The 18,601-nt window shown below is 34.8% G+C and carries 19 protein-coding genes; 9 read left to right on the forward strand and 10 right to left on the reverse strand.

The features are described from left to right. Positions 1-371: 371 nt before the first annotated feature. Both fabF and acpP read right to left on the reverse strand, forming a co-directional pair. Positions 372-1,634: a beta-ketoacyl-ACP synthase II gene (gene fabF, locus ABWU28_RS06155; protein WP_019236756.1), complete on the reverse strand. Its 1,263-nt coding sequence runs from the start codon at positions 1,632-1,634 to the stop codon at positions 372-374. Positions 1,635-1,640: 6 nt separating this feature from the next. Further along, on the reverse strand, positions 1,641-1,901 hold the full coding sequence (gene acpP, locus ABWU28_RS06160) for an acyl carrier protein (protein WP_007302173.1): 261 nt from the start codon (positions 1,899-1,901) through the stop codon (positions 1,641-1,643). 127 nt (positions 1,902-2,028) lie between these two features. On the opposite strand from acpP, the gene ABWU28_RS06165 reads away from it, so the two are divergent. Further along, on the forward strand, positions 2,029-2,811 hold the full coding sequence (locus ABWU28_RS06165; protein ID WP_006014603.1) for a polyprenyl synthetase family protein: 783 nt from the start codon (positions 2,029-2,031) through the stop codon (positions 2,809-2,811). Then, positions 2,804-3,676, forward strand: coding sequence for an FKBP-type peptidyl-prolyl cis-trans isomerase (locus tag ABWU28_RS06170; protein WP_052264717.1), 873 nt, complete (start codon positions 2,804-2,806; stop codon positions 3,674-3,676). The genes ABWU28_RS06165 and ABWU28_RS06170 overlap by 8 nt, the downstream gene beginning before the upstream one ends. A gap of 70 nt (positions 3,677-3,746) precedes the next feature. On the opposite strand, the gene hslU is transcribed toward ABWU28_RS06170, so the two are convergent. Next, the gene (hslU, locus tag ABWU28_RS06175) at positions 3,747-5,198 is read right to left on the reverse strand and encodes an ATP-dependent protease ATPase subunit HslU (protein ID WP_010406444.1); all 1,452 of its coding nucleotides are present in this window, start codon (positions 5,196-5,198) and stop codon (positions 3,747-3,749) included. Position 5,199: 1 nt separating this feature from the next. Continuing rightward, a complete protein-coding gene (gene hslV / locus ABWU28_RS06180) occupies positions 5,200-5,754 on the reverse strand; it encodes an ATP-dependent protease subunit HslV (protein ID WP_010406442.1) in 555 nt (184 codons plus the stop codon). A gap of 82 nt (positions 5,755-5,836) precedes the next feature. On the opposite strand from hslV, the gene gshA reads away from it, so the two are divergent. Continuing rightward, positions 5,837-6,991, forward strand: a complete 1,155-nt coding sequence (gshA, locus tag ABWU28_RS06185; protein ID WP_010406439.1) for a glutamate--cysteine ligase — start codon at positions 5,837-5,839, stop codon at positions 6,989-6,991. On the opposite strand, the gene ABWU28_RS06190 is transcribed toward gshA, so the two are convergent. From ABWU28_RS06190 to ABWU28_RS06200, 3 genes are all read right to left on the reverse strand, one after another. After that, entirely contained in the window at positions 6,988-7,788 is an 801-nt protein-coding gene (locus tag ABWU28_RS06190; protein WP_019236750.1) for a hypothetical protein, read from the reverse strand. The genes gshA and ABWU28_RS06190 overlap by 4 nt on opposite strands. A gap of 61 nt (positions 7,789-7,849) precedes the next feature. Further along, a complete protein-coding gene (hemH, locus tag ABWU28_RS06195) occupies positions 7,850-8,803 on the reverse strand; it encodes a ferrochelatase (RefSeq protein WP_214303197.1) in 954 nt (317 codons plus the stop codon). Next, positions 8,800-9,558 (reverse strand): hypothetical protein, encoded by a 759-nt coding sequence (locus ABWU28_RS06200; protein ID WP_264376642.1) that lies wholly within the window; start codon positions 9,556-9,558, stop codon positions 8,800-8,802. Before ABWU28_RS06200 ends, hemH begins: the two co-directional genes overlap by 4 nt. Positions 9,559-9,664: 106 nt before the next feature. Here ABWU28_RS06200 and ndk point away from each other — a divergent pair, with 106 nt between their 5' ends. From ndk to folD, 6 genes are all read left to right on the forward strand, one after another. Further along, positions 9,665-10,084, forward strand: a complete 420-nt coding sequence (gene ndk / locus ABWU28_RS06205; protein ID WP_264376641.1) for a nucleoside-diphosphate kinase — start codon at positions 9,665-9,667, stop codon at positions 10,082-10,084. Positions 10,085-10,210: 126 nt separating this feature from the next. Further along, positions 10,211-11,389, forward strand: a complete 1,179-nt coding sequence (locus tag ABWU28_RS06210; RefSeq protein ID WP_264376640.1) for an aspartate aminotransferase family protein — start codon at positions 10,211-10,213, stop codon at positions 11,387-11,389. A gap of 68 nt (positions 11,390-11,457) precedes the next feature. Further along, positions 11,458-12,735: an HlyC/CorC family transporter gene (locus tag ABWU28_RS06215; RefSeq protein ID WP_007302163.1), complete on the forward strand. Its 1,278-nt coding sequence runs from the start codon at positions 11,458-11,460 to the stop codon at positions 12,733-12,735. A 9-nt stretch (positions 12,736-12,744) separates the two neighbouring features. Beyond that, entirely contained in the window at positions 12,745-13,002 is a 258-nt protein-coding gene (locus tag ABWU28_RS06220; protein ID WP_006014634.1) for a DUF2312 domain-containing protein, read from the forward strand. Then, on the forward strand, positions 12,995-13,570 hold the full coding sequence (locus tag ABWU28_RS06225; protein ID WP_264336354.1) for a UbiX family flavin prenyltransferase: 576 nt from the start codon (positions 12,995-12,997) through the stop codon (positions 13,568-13,570). Before ABWU28_RS06220 ends, ABWU28_RS06225 begins: the two co-directional genes overlap by 8 nt. Next, complete coding sequence (gene folD / locus ABWU28_RS06230) at positions 13,554-14,441, forward strand: bifunctional methylenetetrahydrofolate dehydrogenase/methenyltetrahydrofolate cyclohydrolase FolD (protein WP_353275153.1); 888 nt, start codon at positions 13,554-13,556, stop codon at positions 14,439-14,441. The genes ABWU28_RS06225 and folD overlap by 17 nt, the downstream gene beginning before the upstream one ends. Before the next feature lie 99 nt (positions 14,442-14,540). On the opposite strand, the gene ABWU28_RS06235 is transcribed toward folD, so the two are convergent. From ABWU28_RS06235 to leuS, 3 genes are all read right to left on the reverse strand, one after another. Then, entirely contained in the window at positions 14,541-15,278 is a 738-nt protein-coding gene (locus ABWU28_RS06235) for a hypothetical protein (protein ID WP_052264711.1), read from the reverse strand. 103 nt (positions 15,279-15,381) lie between these two features. Beyond that, the gene (locus ABWU28_RS06240) at positions 15,382-16,017 is read right to left on the reverse strand and encodes a hypothetical protein (RefSeq protein ID WP_052264729.1); all 636 of its coding nucleotides are present in this window, start codon (positions 16,015-16,017) and stop codon (positions 15,382-15,384) included. Between the two features lie 120 nt (positions 16,018-16,137). After that, positions 16,138-18,597, reverse strand: coding sequence for a leucine--tRNA ligase (gene leuS / locus ABWU28_RS06245; RefSeq protein ID WP_353275154.1), 2,460 nt, complete (start codon positions 18,595-18,597; stop codon positions 16,138-16,140). Positions 18,598-18,601 lie beyond the last annotated feature (4 nt).

The raw sequence follows: 18,601 nt of genomic DNA on the forward strand, positions 1-18,601 counted from the left end.
TGTTGCATCGCTATCTACGGCGGATTAAAGATAAAAAAGATGAAGAATATCAGTAGCTTATTATTCTAGCATTTATAGTAAGGACGGTCAGTGAATATCTAAATTTGAGTAAAAGAAATTTTACTACCATTCACTAATCTAGCTAAAATTCAAGAATTTCAATGCTTTAGCTATTTTAAGTAGAATTAAATTTACTAATACAAACAATAAATTACTATTCTTAAATTTGATCAGATTGACTGCAAAAAAAATAAGATTTTCAATAAGTTGCTTGTATAGTTAGCCTTTCATAGGTAGCGATGCAACAAAGCCATTCCAGTTTCAGCTACTCGAATGACATTTTCGTAGTCGATTCAAAATAGCATAATTAACTACACCTTTCCAAAGATGAGAGACGCGTTGGTACCACCAAAACCAAATGAATTAGAAAGCGCATATTGAATTTTATGCTCTTGAGCTTTAAGTGGTACAAAATTTAAATCACACCCTTCTGAAGGTTTGTGTAGGTTTAAAGTTGGTGGAACAATTCCATTGTTTAATGCAAGGATACTAAATATTGCTTCAACACTTCCTGCGGCACCAAGTAAATGTCCTATAGAAGATTTAGTCGAGGAAACAGGTATTTTATAGGCATAGTCACCGAATAACTGCTTCATTGCTATTACTTCAACTTTATCCCCAAGTTTTGTTGAAGTTCCATGTGCATTGATATACCCAATTTGACTTGGGCTTACTTGTGCACTCCTTAAAGCAAGTTCCATTGCCTTAAGTGCGCCTCTTCCTTCTGGATGTGGTGCTGTAATGTGGTGCGCATCTCCTGTGAGTCCATATCCAGTGAGTTCTGCATATATTTTTGCTTCCCTTTTTTTTGCATGTTCATATTCTTCCAGAACTAATATACCGGCCCCTTCGCCCATGACAAATCCATCGCGTTCTTCGTCCCATGGCCTTGAGGCCTCTTCAGGCTTATCATTGAATTTAGTTGATAGCGCCTTCATCGATGCAAAACCTGCAATTCCAACTCTGCATAACGCACTTTCTGCTCCGCCTGCAATCATAATGTCAGCTTCACCGAGTTTTATAGCTCTTGCTGAGTTTATAATCGCATGCGCACCTGTTGCACATGCAGTAACCGCTGAGTCATTTGGACCTATAAATTCGTATTTAATAGAAATATGACCAGATATCAAATTTATTAGACTTGCAGGAACAAAAAATGGGCTAACACGTCTAGGCCCCTTCTCCTGCATGGTAATTACATTTTCCTGAATTGATGGAAGACCACCTATACCAGAACCAATAGCTACACCTATTCGCTCTTTATTAATATTTTTATTTTCCAAAATTAGTGAATCTTCTACTGCCTGAACAGCTGCTGCAATTCCGTAGTGAATAAAACGATCTGTTCTTTTTAGGTCTTTTTCAGAAATATAATCTAGCGGATTAAAACAGCTTTCAGCGTTGTAGGATACCTGTCCTGCAACCCTGCAAGCAAGATCAGAAGAGTTGAACCTATCTGTACTGATTGCTTTTATGCCAGATTTACCTTCTTTCAGCTTTAACCAGGTGTTATTAACATCTGCTGCTAGTGGAGTAATTAAGCCAACACCGGTAACTACTACTCTTTTGCTCATTCAACATCAATTGTTTGCTTTGTTTACTACATATTCAACTATCTGTTCCATAGTTTCCATTTTTTGCGCATCTTCATCAGGAATCTCTATACCAAATTCTTCTTCAGCTGCCATGATTATTTCAACTGCATCTAAACTATCTGTGCCATGGTCTGAAAGCTTTGAAGAACTACTAAATCCCTCTACATCCTTACTGATGTGCTCTAGTATAATCTTCTTTACTTTTTCTTCTATATCTTCTCTAGTGCTTTTTGCCAATTCGTTCATTTCTTACTAAAAAATAACCTATTCTCTGATGTTATAAGAAATTTTGATGTTTGCAATAGCTTTTATGATTATATAAACTATTAAAAACTTCCTATCTCTTAGCACTCGATAGTTAATAAATTTAAAAATGCTAGACGAAACAACAAAAAATTTGCTTGTTGTAGAAGTGAATAAGCTCTTACCTGAAAATAGCGAGAATAAACTTATATCAGCTATGCGTTATGTACTTCTTGCTCCTGCAAAACATATACGTTCTTTTTTAGTTATAGCATCTTCGTCGATATTCAACATAAAGGTTGAAAAAGCAATAACAGCAGCAGCAGCAATTGAATTTATTCATGCTTACTCCCTAATTCACGATGATCTGCCATGTATGGATAACAGTGACACTCGAAGAGGCCAGCCAAGCTGCCACAAAAAATTTGGTGAAGCAACAGCAGTACTGGCCGGAGATGCATTACTTACCCTGGCTTTTGAGGTATTATCTTTGTTAAATTGTGAGATCATAAAAGTGCTCTCTCAAGCAATAGGAATGAAGGGAATGGTGGGAGGGCAGATTTTAGATATAGGTGCAGATTTTGACAAAATAAAAGAAATTCATTTGATGAAAACTGCAAAACTATTTGCAGCTTCATGTGAAATAGGGGCTATAATAGGAGGCGCTACAGACAAGGAGCGGGAAGCATTATATAACTATGGAATAAATCTAGGGCTTATTTTTCAAGCCAAGGATGATATCGAAGATTATGAGCAAGATAAAACAAACAATTTAATGTCCGTGCTTGGAAAAAATGAAATGGAAAACTATATAGATAGTCTCTTTAAACAGGCCTCAGATAATTTAAGTACGCTTTCAGGGAATACTAGTGACTTATATGATTTATTGAATCAAGTAAAAAAAGATGGTTAGAAAAATTATATTACAAATGTTTATCTCTGTAGTAATGATTCTCACTTTAGCTTCTGCTTTTATAATTACGATTGTTTATATAAACAAAGATAAACCAGAGAAAAGGGAAAAGCTTTACGAAATAAATGCTACACATGGTGGTTTGACACAGATGATAGCAAGTTATTTGGTCAGGCCGATACTTGAATCAGCTCTTGATCGTTATATTGAAAAGCATGGGTTAGCAGAATATTTAGAAGAAATAACACAGCAAAAAGAAGAAGAGATGATAAACTTTTATGAAATTACTGAAGGCAGTGGCAGTAAAGTTTTCTGTGGCCAAGAAGTTCTGCTACAAATGTACAAAGTCTCCAACAACCTAGCAACGCTACTTCCGACTGATGTCAATTTGAAAATAGGTCAGGATTACTTAAAAGAAGTGAGTTTAGGGGTAATAGGTATGAAAGAAGGTGGAGAGCGTGTAGTTACTATTGCCGCTGATGACAACAAAATGAGTTTTAACTCTTATTACATCAAACTGATTGAAGTAAAAGATAAATATCCTGATTCAGTAAATAACCTAATGATTTTTAATGACTTAATTAACAAAACTGGAAAACGAGTAAAATGTGGCGATGAGATATCAGTTCAATATAGCATAAAGAGACATAATGGTGAGTATATAATCAAAGATCAAATAGTGCAGTTTAAGGTTGGTGACAAAAAAATACCACTTGCTATAGAACTTGGAGTTGTGGGAATGAGAGCTGGTAATAAAAGAACAGTTCTTTCTTCACCTGATCTTTTAACTGATGTGTTAACAAAAGGCATAGATTGTGATATTGCAATAATTGATTTAAGCTTGAATTCTACTATTGGAAAATAGCTTGAAGAATTACGAAGTAAGAAAAAATAAAACCTCTTGAATGCTCTATATTACTTAAAGTAGGCTTCCTCTAAAGTATAAATTTAGATAAATCAAGCTGCTTTGAAATTGACTCTAGTTTATCTCTTACATATTTGCTATCTATAACAAATTTTTCACTATTTTTTTCAGAAGCGATAAAACTTATTTCATCCAAAAGCTTCTCCATGACAGTATGAAGTCTTCTTGCACCTATATTTTCCACTTCTCTATTAACTGTAAATGCTATTTCAGCTATAGTCTCTATACCATCATCAGTAAACTCAAGTGTTACATTTTCCGTTTTCATTAACGCTATATACTGTTTTAACAAACTAGATTCTGGTTCCTTTAATATTTTTATTAGATCCTCTTGAGTAAGCGCCTTAAGTTCCACTCTAATTGGCAATCTACCCTGTAATTCTGGTAAAAGATCAGATGGCTTAGATAAATGAAAAGCACCAGATGCAATAAATAATATATAGTCTGTTTTTACGGGGCCATACTTAGTTGAAACAGTTGTTCCCTCAAGTAATGGTAACAGATCGCGCTGCACTCCTTCTCTGTTGACTTCACCTTTTATTTCTGTACGTGCTGCAATTTTATCTATTTCATCTAAGAACACTATGCCTTCATTGCTAACAAGATCAATCGCTTCTTTGATTATCTTGTCTTCATCCATTAACCTTTCGCTTTCTTCATTAATCAATATTTCACGTGCTTCTTTCACTTTAACTGTAATAGTTTTTGTTTTTTTGCTCCCATTAAACATCTTGCCCACGATTTCTGTTACGTTCATCACACCAATTTGCCCACCTGGCATGCCAGGTATATCAAAAGTGGGTAACATACCCTTGCTCTCCCTGACGTTAATAGAAACTTCTCCATCTTCAAATTCCTTATTTCTCAGTCTTTCTCTGAAAACTTTTTTGCTTTCCTCGGTTGCATCTTCACCAACCATGGAGTTGACTATTATCTTTTCAGCCAAACCTAAAGCTTTTTTAGTTAAGGCTTTACGTGCTTTTTCCTTAACTAAAACTATTGCTGCGTCAACTAAATCACGTATTATCGAGTCAACATCACGTCCAACATATCCTATTTCAGTAAATTTCGTTGCTTCAACTTTTATAAAAGGTGCACCAGCAAGCTTTGCTAAACGGCGAGCTATTTCAGTTTTACCAACTCCCGTATGGCCTATCATGAGTATATTCTTAGGTATAATCTCTTCACGTAGTGGAAGTGGGACTTTATTTCGACGCCAACGATTTCTGAGTGCAATAGCAACAGCGCGCTTTGCATCATTCTGCCCGATTATAAATCTGTCTAATTCTTTAACTATCTTCTGTGGTGGTAGATCATCTAATAAAGCTTGTGAGCTTTGAATGCTGCTACTTCCTGTACCTTCATTTTCATAGAGGCTATTTTTCTCATTATAGTCATCATTATTATCAAATTGACCCACTACAGATTGACTAGAAAAATTGGCACACAAAGTTCTTGACATATTACTCCTCTATTTTTTCGATAATTAGATTATGGTTTGTATAAACACATATATCAGCAGCTATCTTCATAGCCTTTTTTGCAATCTCCTCTATTGATATTCCTTCAACGTCAATCAAAGCTTTTGCTGCAGATAAAGCAAAATTTCCTCCAGAGCCAATGGCTGCAATGCCATCTTCAGGTTCAAGAACATCACCCGTTCCTGTAATGACCAATGAAATGGACTTGTCTGCCACGATCATCATAGCTTCTAATTTTCTTAGATATTTATCCATTCTCCAGTCTTTTGCAAGTTCAACACATGCCCTCATTAACTGTCCTGGGTGCTTATCAAGTTTAGATTCTAGCCTTTCGAAGAGAGTAAATGCATCAGCTGTTGCTCCAGCAAAACCGGCAATTACGGAATCACCAGAAAGACGCCTAACTTTTTTTGCTCCAGATTTTATAACGGTATGGCCTAGCGAGACTTGCCCATCACCTATTACTACTACATTTTTGTCTCTTCTAATTGACAGTATAGTAGTACCATACATTTTACTGCTGTCATGATGAATCATTTTTTTGTTATTTTAATTCGTTATATTATATTAAGATTATAACTTATAATATAGTACTTTTCTTATAACATTTAAAGTGTAGATGCAAAACATAATTCATCCAAATCTGGAAAAAGATATAAATAATTGGTTCAAAACAAAATTTAATGGTTTTACATTACCATTTTATAGCTCCATAGATCTTAGGAATTCAGGCTACAAAATTGCTCCAGTAGACGCCAATTTATTTCCTGCAGGGTTTAATAACCTAAGTGAAGTATCAAAAGCGATAGCAGCAAAATTGATAAAAAGCTACTTCGAAACAAAACAATATAAAAAGGCCCTTATAATACCGGAGAATTACACACGAAATAAAATGTATATAGAAAATGTATTTGCTATAGAAAAGGTACTGCAACTCGCAGGTTTTGAAACTAGAATTGGCCTCTTTCATAATGAAACGTACAATTTAATAGAACAGTATGAAACTGTTGTGAAAGAAAACTCTTTGCTGAAGACAACTTCAGGATTTGTGCCTGATATTATTATACTGAACCGTGATATGACGAGCCACATTCCAGACACGCTAGAAAACGTAAAACAAGAGATAGTGCCAAGTCCATTATATGGCTGGCACAGTAGGCAGAAATTTCAATATTTTGAAATCTATCAAAAATTAGTGTCCGAATTTTGTGGCGAATTTAAAATGGACCCATGGCTTATTTCTGTGCTTACAGAAAGCTGTAATGGAGTTGACTTTAATGATGATTCATCACTAGGAGCAGTAGCGACTAAAGTTGACCAAATATTATCTCTAGTGCAAAAAAAATATGAGGAATATGAAATAAAAACACAACCTTACGTTTTTATCAAAGCAAGCAATGGCACATATGGAATGGGCATTATAACAGCAACAAGTGGAAAGGAAATATTAAATCTCAATAAAAAAAAGCGTCATAAAATGAAAAAGATAAAAGAAGGAATAGCAATCAATAGTGTTATTATACAAGAAGGTGTACCAACTATTGACATATTTAAAAGTAGTTCTGCAGAACCGCTAATATACTATATAGGAGATACTCCAACATGTTACTTATACCGATGTAATAGCAGGAAAGATGTATATTCTAGCTTGAATTCCACTGACTGTGAATTTTATGACATCAGCCAAGAAAATAAAACTTTGCCACTTTGGAATATTGTTAGCAAATTAGCAGTGCTAGCATTGGCAGTAGAAATTAAGTCTTTTCATCTCTAATAATTAATTTCTACAATGCTGCCATTATGCTGAATATGGTGAGCGTCATCAAGTCCAGTAGAAGGATCAGTACCATTATTAGGTTGATTGACAAACTTATCGATGTTTGATACTAGATATGCTATACTTAGTATCAAACTAACCGTAACAGTTAAGTTGAAATTATAGATTATGCCACCACCCAAGTCTATTGGTATGGTTGGAAGTTCCATTCTTTTTAATATGAAGCTTAACAAGCCCAATGACAAAGTGAATGTGCTAAAAATAACTTCTTTGCCATATTTAGCAGACTTTTCAGAATCCTTATTATCTAGATACTTCTTCCATGTATAATAACAGTTTATGCATTCTGAAAATAGAAATAGAACTGCTGATGTTAAGCTAATATAACTTATTACATCCTTGTTGTTTCTAGCTAAGAAATGAATGATTTTTGTCTGCATCAATATTCCTATGACACAGTTTGCCAAGAAGGCTAAGCTACCCACAACCTGTATTGGTTTTTCAGGTTCATTTCCCCCTTTACCATTCTGAAGTTTTTTAGATTTATATCCAGCTAAATTGAGACCAAAATGAAGAGCAAATATTATTGATGTTGGTAGTTTTATGAACTTAGAAATATCTAATACAGTGCAAATATTGGATCTGTTGTTATCAATAAACTCGCAACAGAATTGCAATGAAATTTTACACAATATGCCTGTTAAACCTACTGCAATACAATACATCTTTCTAATATCATGATTGTGAGCATCATGTATATTTTCTATAAATGTATTTGGCTTACCTTTTGGCATAAGTAGATAATAAAATAATAACTTTTTAATATTATACTATAAAAATCTAAAAAGAAAAGTGCTATAAATCAGTACTTTGAGAGTGATCTAAACATAAATCGGCCAAGCACTTGATAAATAAGAGATCAGTACTGAGAGTTGGTACGCGAAAGTAATATCCGTCTTTGATAATTGCTTTATACTCTATATCAAGTTCAACCAGTGTTTCAGAATGCTCAGAAACAAAAGATATAGGTGATAAAACTACAGGTATATTATCGTCTTTTGCGCGTGATAGCTCACTTTCAGTGCTAGGCTCCAACCATTTTACAGGGCCAACCTTACTCTGATAACATATTCCCCAATCAAGATCTTCAATATTCAATTTTTTTACTATTAATTTTACTGTTTTTTCTATCTGTGAAGCGTAAGGGTCGCCTTTTTTAATGATACTAAGAGGTAAGCTATGAGCCGAGAATAGGACTCTTGGCTTACCGATTTTGCTAGCTAATTTATAATATTTAGACGTCAGATTAACATGAGCTTCAATAAAGTCTTCATTGTCATAATAATGGTGAATTGTTTTTGTGTTACATTCCAGTTTGGCATTTTTTTGCCAATTCTCGATGGATGATAGAGTTGTGGTGGTTGAATATTGCGGATATAGTGGTAACAGAATGATTTCGTCAGGGTCGAATTGCTTTACGCTTTTAACAACTTCATCAGCAAATGGATGCCAATAACGCATGCAGATGAATATCTTATATACATGGTTTCCATTTTCATTTAATTTTAGTTCTAAAGCATCAGCTTGTGCTTTCGTATTCTCCAAGATTGGCGATTTACCTCCAATGTGCTCGTATATTTCTTGTGCAGTGCTTTCTCGCCTTTTGGAGATAAACTTTGCTAAAAGAAAGCGGAAAGGATTGAGTAGATTGACTATTCTTCTATCATAAAATAGATTAAACAAGAAAGGACGTACTGCACTTAGTGAATCAGGTCCACCAAGGTTAAATAAGATTACTGCCTTCTTCACTGACAGCACCTTTCTTCAGGTTTGCCTATAAAATCAGCTACACACTCATCAAGTTTAGTTACAGGCACTAAATTTCTCACACTAGCATACAATAGATGACCAGATCTCTTCACGTTACTCTGTGTAGATACAAAGTTTCTATCAAAAACCACATCAACACAAAAACTTGGCACTGTTTCAAAAAGTTCAACAGCAGCCAAAGATATCATTATACAGCTTTGTAGAGCCTTCAGAAAAATCGTAAGGGGAAAAAGTAAAACCCTAACAAAGAGAGAGGGAGGACTTTTCATTAGTTGTCTTTGATTAGGAGAATTATACTCAATATGCTGTCTGTTTTTATCAAAGATAGGAAATTTTATAATGTCTTTCTTAAATTCCTGCTCTATTTGTTTCTTGGTATAATTTTCATTATTAGTCATTTTTTTCAATAACTTTTCACGCAAGTGAAAGGTTCTTACAACAAAACATGTTGCAACCATCAGTGCAGCACATGTAAGTGCACATTCGATAAGGCTTATACTGCCTATCATAGACGGTAATACAAGACAAACAAACAGCGGTATGGCAATCATTTCGCCAAATGGAACAACGTTCTTTTTCATCGCAAAAGCGGCACCTTCTTTTAATTTTGTATTATTGTGTAAGCTATACTCTAAATAACTTAAAAATGCCAAATTAAAGGTTAAAAAACCTTTTGTTCCGCAGAAAATTGATGATTTAAGATTATTCACTAGTTTCTTACGACAGTAAACCATAAACTACCCCCTTGATGTTTTATTCTTGACTATAAATAAAAAATCTCTTTGATGGAACAAAAATTCGCAATAAAGTAAATATACGATCTTAATATAAGGAAATAGTATGGCAATTGAAAGAACACTTTCGATATTAAAACCTGATGCAGTAAAAAATAATATTACAGGTAATGTAAATTCTTACATTGAAAAATCTGGACTAAAAATTATAGCACAAATAATGATGCTGCTAACAAAAAAACAAGCAGAGCTGTTTTATGAAATTCATAAGGATAGGCCTTTTTTTGAGGAGTTAGTGGGATTTATGACTTCTGGGTCTGTGATAGTTCAAGTTTTAATCGGTGAAAATGCAGTCAGTAAATACAGACAAATCATGGGTGCTACAGATCCAAAACAGGCAGACAAAGGTACAATTAGGGGTGATTTTGCTCATGATATTAGCGAAAATAGAGTTCATGGTTCTGATAGTCTAGAGAATGCTCGTAGGGAAATAGCTTTCTTTTTTGCTGAATGTGAATTGGTATAGCTTTACTTTTCTATACAGAATTAGACCTTCTAGGCTTTATGTTGAACTACGGAATATTAACTAAACTTTTAGTTATGAAGAAAAAGCTTTATGTCAATTTCATGAATAGCATAGATAATATTTAAAATGGATCATGTTGTTAATGCTTATAATAGATCTGAAGCTTCTATAGTTAGAGGAGAAGGAGTATATCTCTTTGACAAGGATGGTAAAAAATATTTAGACTTTGCTGCGGGAATTTCTACAACCTCCCTAGGCCATTGTCATCCATACATTACAGACAAACTGAAAGAGCAATTAAGCTCATTGTGGCACTGCTCTAATATTTTCACTATCCCTGAGCAGGAAAGGCTTGCTCAGCGTTTAACAGAACTTACCTTTGCCGATAAAGTTTTTTTCTGCTCAAGTGGACTTGAAGCAACAGAAGCTGCAATTAAATTTATTCGCCGCTATTTCTACTTAAATGGACAAGAAAAGCGCAGTCACATCATTACAATTGAAGGAGGTTTTCATGGCCGCAGTATTGCTGCAATTTCAGCTGGGGGAAATGAAAAATCACGCGAAGGTTTTGCTCCACTCCTTTCTGGTTTTGATAAAGTTCCAAGAAATAACATTGAAGCATTAGAAAAGAAAATCAATAGCGAAACAGCTGCCATATTTTTAGAGCCCATACAAAGTGAAGGCGGAGTACATCCATTGGACGTAGAGTATCTTAAAAAAGTAAGAGAGATAACAAAAGCTCAAGGAATAATTTTATGCTTTGATGAAGTGCAATGCGGATATGGACGAATTGGCTCTCTATTTTACTATCAAAATATAGGAGTTGAACCTGATATGCTCACTTGTGCGAAGGCTATGGGTAATGGATTTCCTCTGGCTGCATGTTTAGTAAAAGATTATATAGCAGAAGCAATCACTCCAGGAACTCATGGGTCAACTTATGGAGGTAATCCACTTGCTATGACTGTTGGTAATGCAGTACTCGATGTAATGCTAAAGGAAGGCTTTTTTGACCATGTTAAGAAGGTCAGTAAATATTTAAAAGAAAAGTTGTTGCCTTTGACTGAAGAATTTCCGAAGATCATTTCAGAAGTTCGTGGGGAGGGTTTATTGATAGGGATAGAGCTTAGAGTACCTTTGGCTGATAAAATTGTTAAACAATCTCTTGACAAAGGCTTAATAATGACTAATATTTTAAATAATAAGGTAATAAGAATAACTCCTCCACTTGTTGTTGAGAGTATGCATGTGAATGCAGTGTGTGATATATTTCATGATTTATTTTTTTATATTAAAGATATATAGACTTGCAAATGCTTCTTACAACATATAAAATCAACTCTGTTTCTATATCGCAATAACATCATACTTTAATGGATTGGTTATTGATTTCAGTATTGTCAGCAATTTTCTTCTTGTTGATCTTATCGTTTTTGTTTTCAGGAGCAGAAATAGGGTTAACCTCAATTAGCCGCTCCCGAGTTAATAAACTAAAGCTAGATGGCAATAAAAGAGCTAAGATAATAGAACGCTTGTTGAATACAAAAGAATTAACAATAGGAACAATATTACTGTGCAATACAATTATTAACATTACTTGTTCCGCTTTATTTACAGCAATATTTATACATTTCTTTGAAAGTGAAGGCATCTTTCTTTCAACATTCATGATGACGTTTTGTATTTTGCTATTTTGTGAAGTTTTACCAAAAACTTACGCCATGCAAAATCCTGAAAAATTTACATTGCTTTCTTCTTATTTTATGCTGTTTTTTGTCAAGATTCTTTCTCCATTGACATTAGGCATTCAGTTTATTGTCAATCTCATTCTGAAGTTATGTGGGCTTCATAAGAATAGGGAGGTAATATCTGCAGCAGATGCAATGCGTAACATGATTACTCTTCATCGCAGTGAAGGAACTATGTTACAACAGGATTTAGATATGCTAAGTAGTATACTTGATTTGGCTGAGACAGAAATATCACAGATTATGACTCACAGGAGAAGCTTATTTTCTCTTGATATAGATCGAAACAAAGAGGATTTAATAAGAGAGATTTTAACCAGTAGCCATAGCAGAGTACCTTTATGGCAAAAAGAACCAGATAATATTGTTGGAGTGGTTCACGTGAAAAATCTAATAAATGCCTTGCGTGAAAAGGATAATAAAATAGAGATTGCCAAAGTTATGTCAAAGCCTTGGTTTATACCAGAAAGTACGCCACTCAGTGTACAACTTCACAACTTCCGTAAAAACAGGAAACACCTTGCATTTGTTATTGATGAGTATGGAGCACTACAGGGAATCGTAACTCTTGAGGATATACTGGAAGAAATAGTTGGAGAAATTTCAGATGAACATGATTTGATCACAGAGAATTTTATAAAAAAGATATCCGATAATATGTATCACATAGAAGGAAAATCTACTATTAGGGATATTAATAGACAGTTACATTGGGATCTTCCTGATGAAGAAGCTACAACTCTAGCAGGTATGATTGTAAACGAGATAGAGCGCATTCCTGAAGAAAATGAAGAGTTTTCCATGTACGGTTTTTACTTTAAGATTTTAAAAAAAGATAAAAATATTATTACTATGATTGAAGTACAAGTAAAAACTGATAATACTGTAGTAGCAATTAATTAGTTGGGTTCTATGGAAGATACAGTAAAAATAACGGCTGAAGATTTGAAGAGCTATATAGAGAGAATCGAAAAACTTGAACAAGAAAAGAGGGATGTGCAAGATCACATTCGTGATGTATATGCAAAAGCTGCAGATGAAGGTTGGGATATAAAAGTGATGAAACAGATTATTAGGCTAAGAAAGATGGATGATGATGACAGGGAGGAACAGGAAATATTACTTGATACCTACAAACGTGCATTGGGAATGAATTACGAAGGTGAATAGTAGGATTGTAATTGGAATAAGTGGAGCATCTGGTTCTATTTACGGTGTACGGATTCTAGAGGCACTAAAAAATACCAATCATGAAACTCATTTAGTGATCAGCAGTGCTGGAAAAATAACTATAGCTCATGAGATTAAAGAAAAACTTGAAGATATTATATCGCTTGCAGATTTTTACTATTCTGAGGAAAAAATAGGAGAAAAAATAGCAAGCGGCTCGTTTAAAACCTCAGGTATGGTTATTGCTCCATGTTCTATGAAAACAATGTCTGAAATAGCATCGGGGGTGACTTCCAATCTATTAACAAGGGCTGCAGATGTAACTCTAAAAGAAAGAAGAAAATTAGTTCTTATGGTGAGAGAATCTCCACTACATCTTGGACATCTCCGAAATATGTTAAAACTAACGGAGATGGGAGCAATTGTTGCTCCGCCGATGCCTGCTTTTTATATTAAACCAAAATCTTTGGATGATATTGTAAATCATGCTGTTGGTAAAGTATTGAATTTATTTGATATTGCATTACCTGACTTCAAGGAGTGGCAAGGAAATGTCAATTATTATTAACGGTAAAAAAATAGCAAATGATCTCTGTGAGGAGCTATCAAAAAAAATTGATATTTTAAAGAAAGAGTATAATGTTTTTCCTTGTCTTAAAGTAATTCTTGTGGGTAGCAATCCAGCAAGTCAGGTCTACGTTCGTAATAAACAAAGAAAAGCAGAATTAATAGGCATAAGTTCTGAAACTATTGTTTTGCCTGATAGTATCTCAGAAGACGAATTGATTGAAAAAGTTAATACATTAAATGAAGATTCATCTGTGCATGGAATTTTAGTGCAGTTACCTTTACCAAAGCACATCAGTGCAAGCAGAATAATTAATACAGTAAGTGTTGAAAAAGATGTAGATGGCTTTCATGATGAAAATGTTGGCAGGTTAGTTAAAGGTGAAAAAAATTGTCTGATACCTTGTACTCCCAAAGGTTCTTTGCATTTAATTCAGTCAGTTGAAAATAATCTGTCCGGTAAAAATGCGGTAATCATTGGCAGATCAAATATTGTGGGTAAGCCAATGTTTCACCTATTGTTGCAAGAAAATTGCACTGTTACCATCTTGCATTCACAAAGTAGGGATTTAGCTGATTATTGCTCTAAGGCGGATATAGTAGTTGCAGCAGTTGGAAAGCCAAATTTTGTTCAATCAGATTGGATAAAAAAAGGTGCAATAGTGATTGATGTTGGCATAAATAGCATTAACATAGGAAGTCAAAGTAAGCTTGTGGGTGATGTTGACTTTGAGGGAGTAAAAGAAAAAGTCAAAGCTATTACTCCAGTGCCTGGTGGAGTTGGCCCGATGACAATAGCATTTCTTATGATAAACACTGTAGTTGCTGCTTGCTTACAGCGGGAAGTTGATCCTTCTGATTTTATTGCTTAAGGTTTAGCTTAATGTTAGCATAAACAGAATACCTTTACAAATAGCACATATATAGCACCGAGCATATAACTGTGTATAAGGATTCAAAGTGTTCATAGCTTAAAAATTATAACGTATACCTACTTCTATGATTGCATCTGGTTTTTTCATCGGTGGTTTAAAGCCACTTAATTGACCGCTTGCAGCAATAGCAACTGTGCCAATTATCTGCGGAATAATTTCACAATCAACACCTAACTTTACTTTATAGGCAATAGTACCCAGTATTTTATCTAGTGTTTCATTTTGACCTGCGGCTGCGGCTACAGTTGCAGCTGAATTTGGAGTGTTAACTGCATTTGTATCCTCACCAAGACCAAAAGATGGCAATATTCGAATATATCCACCCAGTCCTATACTAGCATATAATTTAATGGGATCAATTTCAAGATCAGGATAGTAAAGGTAATTTGCCAATAAACTAGCTCCTACTTTTCTTTTTGCTTTATCAGTTATATCACTTATGTCAGCAAGAACCTCAAGTTCAAACTTAGAATTTTGGTTATGATGATAACCAAAAACAACGCTAGGTTTCAATTGAAAGCTTTCACCCCATCGAGTTCCAAAGTTTAAACCTACATAACCTACATAGTACTGATCTTCGTACTGATCTTCATATCGATCTTCGTATTGATCTTCACAATGATCTTTGTGTTGATCTTCATACTGATCTTTGTACTGGTCTTCATACCGATCTTTGTACTGATCTTCTAACTCACTTGTACCATTACTAGCTGTACTTGCTAAAGCAATCAACACAGCGAACACTTTCATCGTTCTCATATAATTCATACACATTACTTCCTTAAAACAGACTGGAATAAGTGTTCAAACATGCTAGCAGCAAGTTTTGAGCATTGCTTATGGTTACACCTAAACATGTACACAATGCCATCCAGCATTAAAAACTATAACGTACTCCTACTTCCAGCATAATATCCGGTACTGTCATTGCTTTTAAACCACTCAGTTGCCCGCCTACGGTTAAAGCAGCTGTACCAACTATCTGTGGAGCAACTTCATAATCAACACCAACCTTCAGTTTGTACGAAATAGCACCCAGTATTTTATCTAGTGTTTCACTTTGAGTATCAGCTGAACTTATAACTTCAGTTTTAGGGTTAGATTCTGCACTTTCAGGTTTAGGTGGTTTATTTTCAGCTGTACCAGAGCCAAAAGGTATTACTTGGAGATATCCACCTAAACCTCCACTGACATATAGTTTCACAGGATCAATGTCAACGTCAGGATAATAACGGTAATTAGCTAATAAACTAGCTCCCATTTTCTTATCTTCTGCACCAAACATATCACTTACGTCAGTGAGAATCTCAAGTTCAAACTTAGAGCTTTTATCATAATTATAACCAAAAACTAAGCCAGGTTTTATTTTTAAGCCAGCACCCCATCCACCACCAAAGTTTAAACCTGCGTAGTACTGCTCTTTTGCACTATTACTAGCTGCTTTATTACTAGCTGCACCTGCTAGAGATGAAGTGAGCAACACAGCTAAAACACACAATCCTTTTATTTTCATATAACTACCCATACAAAAAAATATATAATGCACAAGTATATATCCTTTATATTAAAAAAGATATAACCTCATATCAAAAAAAGTATACCTACGAAATTAGCGACATGCTACTCAAAATTTTTATATAACTATGTTTACTATCTTATTTGGTACAGCATATATAGTGCGAATTTTGCTTTGATCGATTTTGTTAGATACAGAATCTGTTGCTATTTTCTTCAATTTTTCTTGAGGTAAATCAGTTGCCACTTCAATGGTCGCACGTAACTTTCCATTGATCTGCACTGCTACAGTCACCATATTATCAATTAGTAGTGATTCATCAGCTTGTGGCCAAGGCTTTAGATATAGCATGCCTTCACCTCCTATTTCTTGCCATAAATTTTCAGCCAGGTGTGGCATGAATGGCTCAATTACTCTGATTAGTATGCATATACCTTCATCAATAAGAGATTTTCCAGTTTTTACGTCTATTTCAGCTATTAAATTTGTCATTTCACGAAACTTTGCTACCACACAGTTTAATCTGCAGTTTTCCAAGTCATCTGTAAGTCCTTGCAATAGTTTATGGATTTTTTTTCTGTACTCTAGGAGTTTACCTACAATGTTTTCATTATCATAGTGTATGTTTACGGTCCTAAGTTGCACTACCATACGCCACAATTTATTTATGTAGCGAAAACAACCTTCCACTCCATCATCAGACCATTCCATATCTTTTTCCGGAGGAGTGTCAGATAATACAAACAAACGAGCAGTATCAGCACCGTATTTTTCTATGATAAAGTTTGGGTCAACTGTGTTCTTTTTCGACTTGCTCATCTTTTCGACTTTTCCAACTTGGATCTTAGTACCCTTCGCAATCAACTCTTTTGCTTCTTCGGGAAAGAGCCATTTGCCATTCTCATCTTTATAAGTTACATGACAGACCATTCCTTGAGTGATTAAAGTAGAGAAAGGCTCTTTAATGTCAAAATAGCCACATTTAGTTAAAGCACGGCAGAAAAACCTTGAGTAAAGCAAATGTAGAATTGCATGTTCTATTCCACCTATGTAATAATCAACAGGCATAAAACGATTACAAGTATCTTTATTAATCGATTTATTTTCACTGCAAAATGCAGCAAAATACCAAGAAGATTCAAAAAAAGTGTCAAATGTATCAGTTTCACGTTCTGCTTGCTTTCCGCACTTTGGACAATCAACAAATTTCCAGGTTGGGTGCTTGTCCAGGGGATTACCACCACTTGTAAATTCTACATCCGTTGGTAGAACAACAGGGAGGTCTTTTTCTGGAACTGGAACAATTCCACAATCTTTACAATATATAACAGGTATAGGACATCCCCAATAACGTTGCCTTGAAATTCCCCAATCATGCAAACGGTAGTTTACTGTTTTTTTGCTTATTCCTTTTTCTTCAAGCTTTTTAATGATTACTTCCTTTGCCTCATTAATCATTAGTCCGTTTAAGAATTCAGAATTGAACATCACTCCATCACCGAAGTACGGTTCTTTTAAGATCTCTTTGGTCTCTTCACAAACTACAGGAATAATCGGTAAACCATACTTCTGTGCAAATTCAAAATCACGCTGATCATGTGCAGGGCAACCAAAAATCGCACCTTCTCCATACTCCATCAACACAAAATTCGCTATATAAATTGGTAATTCCTTGTCGAGAAATGGGTGCCTGACGTTCAGTCCAGTGTAAATTCCAATTTTTTCATCATTCTCCCCCTTTGCCTTCATATTACCAATAAAGTCTCTTATTTCTTTGTCCTTAAGGTCTTGTACAATAGGGTGCTCTGCTCCTACTGCAAGAAAAGAAGCTCCAAATAAAGTATGAGGAGAAGTTGTAAAAATCTTTAATTTCTTATTCAGGCCAACTATTTCAAAATCTATAGTTGCCCCTTCAGATTTTCCTATCCAGCGCTCTTGCATAGTTTTGACTTTTTCTGGCCAATTTTTTAAACTTTGCAGACAATGAAGCAAATCTTCAGCAAAATCAGTAATCTTTAAAAACCATTGGAATAACTTACGTTTTTCAACAACTGCACCTGATCGCCATCCTTTTCCATCAACCACTTGCTCATTTGCAAGCACTGTTTGGTCCACTGGATCCCAATTAACCCACGACTCTTTTCGATAGGCAAGACCATGCTTTAAAAAATCCAGAAAAAATTTCTGTTCGTGTTTGTAATAATCAGGCTCACATGTGGAAAGCTCGTGATTCCAATTGTAGGAAAGACCTATAGATTTTAGCTGTGCACGCATATTGTCTATATTCTCTTTTGTCCACGCTGCAGGGTTAATATTATTGTCCCTTGCTGCATTTTCAGCTGGTAATCCAAACGCATCCCAGCCAATTGGGTGCAAAACCTCAAATCCATGAGCTCTCTTGTAACGTGCTATAACATCTCCTATTGCATAGTTACGCAGGTGCCCCATATGAATCTTACCAGATGGATATGGAAACATTTCCAACACGTAACATTTCTTCTTTTTACTATCTTTGCTTACAGAAAAATCCCACTTATTTTGGTAGAATTTTTCAACGTTTTTAAAATCATATTTCATAAAT

The sequence above is a fragment of the Wolbachia endosymbiont (group B) of Pilophorus perplexus genome (assembly GCF_964028155.1).
GTDB lineage: Bacteria > Pseudomonadota > Alphaproteobacteria > Rickettsiales > Anaplasmataceae > Wolbachia.